A 3164-nucleotide genomic window follows, 5' to 3' on the forward strand; every position below is an offset into this window, starting at 1 on the left:
GGTCCTCTTCTTCTATATTTGGGGCAGGTAGTTCTAAGGAAACGAGGCCTTCTTGCTCTGACCAATCACGCAAAAGTATGTTAATAGGTTTAGGATCCCCTGCAACCATACTAGCCACTGCGCCGCATATTGTATTGTCTGCAGCCTCTATATAGTACGGCGCATTCGAACGGAGTATTTCTTCGATGTCTCCAAGGATTGCTGCCATTGCAAGACGGTCCGCTCTATCACCAAGGGCTGGATACCCCCAATCTCGCCACGTGATCTTGAGGGACCGTAACTCAGCTGACCGAGTGCGGGTGATCTCTATGATTTGTTTCAGATGGCCGTCCCGGTCACTAATCTCATGCAGGAGAGCAAGTGTTTCCGTTCGATCTCCACGTACCAGAGCTGCTTCAAATCTTTTTTCAATCGACGCTAGTTGAATAATAGCAGATCGGCTCAGTCCGGAACTTGGTATCAAGTCAGGGGTGCGAGAAGTTGTGCTAGATAGCAATCGCTCTCCTAACAACTTTAGCGCCCCGTCGCACTCGAAAAGCTTATCTCCAAGAAGACTCTCGAGCATAGCAATCATCGAAATCATCTCATGGGCTTCAGTCGTTGCAACGATCTGCTCGGCGATGCGACCAATCAGCTTCATTCTCTTTTTCCCCGAGATCTCTTGCCCAAGGATCGCAAACATCGCGGCTTGAGCCGCTACAGGATCGCCAAACTGACTTACGAAGCTAAAAATAGGTTTTATAAAATCCCTATCTTGCATACACAGATGTAGTGAAAGCGGCAGGATCGCTTCAGCAAGACAGATCTGCAGGCCGCACCGTTCCGAAATGGCTCGAAACTGTTGGAAATCTATAGGCTTCAGTTTAGTACTTCTATCCAACTTCTTAAAGATGTTCGAGAGAAAGTTACGTACTTCACCACCATGACCATCATCAATGAGAGTATCGAGCCAGCCCTCTGCTATAAATGCCGCAACCTCCGTCGCAATTCCCATATCCGATTTCTGGCGCGATTCCGAAATTGTATGACTGGCTTCTCGGCCGATTTTCATCATCCTGCTTCGAGCGTTTGACTGACCTAGACAGTATGCTTGTAGTGGCACAGGAATTTTGTCGTTTTCGAGATGCTTAAGGATGCGGCCCCCTAAATCGTCGCGAAATGCTTTGAACACTGATTGGATCAGATCAGGACTATCTCTTAGCACTCTTAGTATCGATTCACCACTGCCTCGAACAAATTGTTGGGCTGCAGAGGCAACACCCGCTGCCGGGTCGAAAACAACGACACAAGTGCTCGCGGGCTGCATGCCCCAGAAGTGAAGAGCTTTGATTGCTTCGCCTATCCCAAGACAACTCAAAGCAAGAGGTGCGGCCCGGAAGAGGTTTGAAGTCTTTGCATCTTCAATAATGGTCGGCTTGGAGTCATCCGTTTTTAGTCGGAGACCTTTTACCGCCACAGGCAAAGAGCAGCCATAGCTTAGGTAGGTATCTGTAAGTGTTTGGCTATACTTCTCAGCATATGTGAACTCTTCGGTCTGAACGATGACGGGAGTGTCATCGGGCAAATCTTGTGAGGATTTTATGTCCGCAAGTTGCTGAGACAATTCCCAAGCTAGCATATTGTCCGGAACACAAATCTGGTGCGGGGAGCAGGTGCTTAGGATCGGTTCCCCACCAATGCTGATCAATATTACAGGCCGCTCTATCGGTTTGGGTGAGACGAAATTATAGTCGACCGCATACAAAAGGATAGGATCTATATTACCAAGAGCTTCGGCCGCAGAACCAGGTCTATCCTGCGATTCCGCCATCGCTGCCCATACTGATGCAGGATTGGTAGAGAATAACCCGCAGGGGCGACTTGCAGTAGACAGAATAGTTTGCTCCGAAGTGGCATTGCGCCTCCAAGAACCTTCCACAGCCGGCGGTGACTCTTCGAGCTGCACAGGTAGCGGACTCTCGGCCTTCTCATGTTCTGCTAGAAGGTTTAGGAGCTCTGGGGGAACCGGCGCGAAACTGTCGATTACTAGCACCATGCTGGCGTCTGCATCTTGCGCCGAGGCAAAGTCTGGAACTACATTTTTCCCCAATACGTTCTCGGCTAATTCCTGCAAAGGATGGTTCTGCGGGACAACTAGCGTGAGCTTGGCATCAGTTTCAGCCATGGCACTGAGTTGTGCATTAAATATAGAAATGGCGCTTTCGGTAATAGAGTTTGCAGAGGTTAATTCTTCCAGCTGCATTACAATATGGGGAAAGCCCGCTGTCACGTTGTACGGTTTCGGCGATGGTGGTACAGAGGTCAATGCTGACCAGATTGTCGCCCTTTCAGGGCTATTGCGAATGATCAGTCTAGTATCTTCTATATCATATGCCTCGGGCAATTCTCCATCAAAAGAAAATACTTCGGCGCTTTTTGGCGTGTCAGACTGCTCATTTGTGCATAACTGATCAAGAACGTCGACCAAATAAGTTCGTACCGTTCGTATAAGCCTATCCGAGCAATACTTTTCGTACGATCGGACCAGATGTTCAAAATGTGCCGGATCTGTACATAGGCGCATGGCAATAGCGAGATGTCGACTAGCAGAGTATGTCATGCCATCAACGAGACTGCGCTGTGACTCGCGAAAAGCTGCTATATACTCGCCGTTGGCTACTAAGGTGTCGATGCGCTCGATTTGCTCGATAGCACGTACCAGAGCAGCGGCCTCATCAAGACTGTTGTCGGCACAGTTGCCAATTTTCATAATCGATTCTGCCCTATCTGATCCGATCTTTGACCAAAACAGGTAGAATGCATATCGCCATGTAAGCGGGGGGGCGTCAGAATATCTAATTACCCCAGGCGCCTCAAGTTCAGAAAAACGCGCCGCCTCGCGTTCTACAATATCTTTGGATAGACCGAGGGCGCGATGCTTGTCTGGTTTATCTGATCCATAAAGAAATCTACGAATAACCTTCGTAGCAACGTGCTGAGAGAAGAGGGCGTTTTTCAGAACCGCCCTAGCTGATCGGCCTACCTTATCACGGCGGAAAGCTGCGCTCGGCTGGTTACCTTGAACGAGAGCAAATATTTCCATTACTTGAGTTTCGGTAACGGGAGAAAATGCAACTGAAGCTTTATTTGGCAGGGGCAAGTCGGTTGGCATAGGTATCTTTCGG

Annotated in this window: 1 protein-coding gene; it reads right to left on the minus strand. The window is 49.0% G+C overall.

Features of this window, described 5'->3' with window-relative positions; all coding sequences use genetic code 11:
- Nucleotides 1-3151 (minus strand): hypothetical protein (locus tag ACFDS3_RS20045; RefSeq protein WP_375264096.1); only part of this gene is annotated, 3151 nt, incomplete at its 3' end.
- Between the last annotated feature and the right edge of the window lie 13 nt (nucleotides 3152-3164).

Origin of the sequence: Palleronia sp. (assembly GCF_042089775.1) — a bacterium.
Taxonomy (GTDB): Bacteria; Pseudomonadota; Alphaproteobacteria; order Rhodobacterales; family Rhodobacteraceae; genus Palleronia.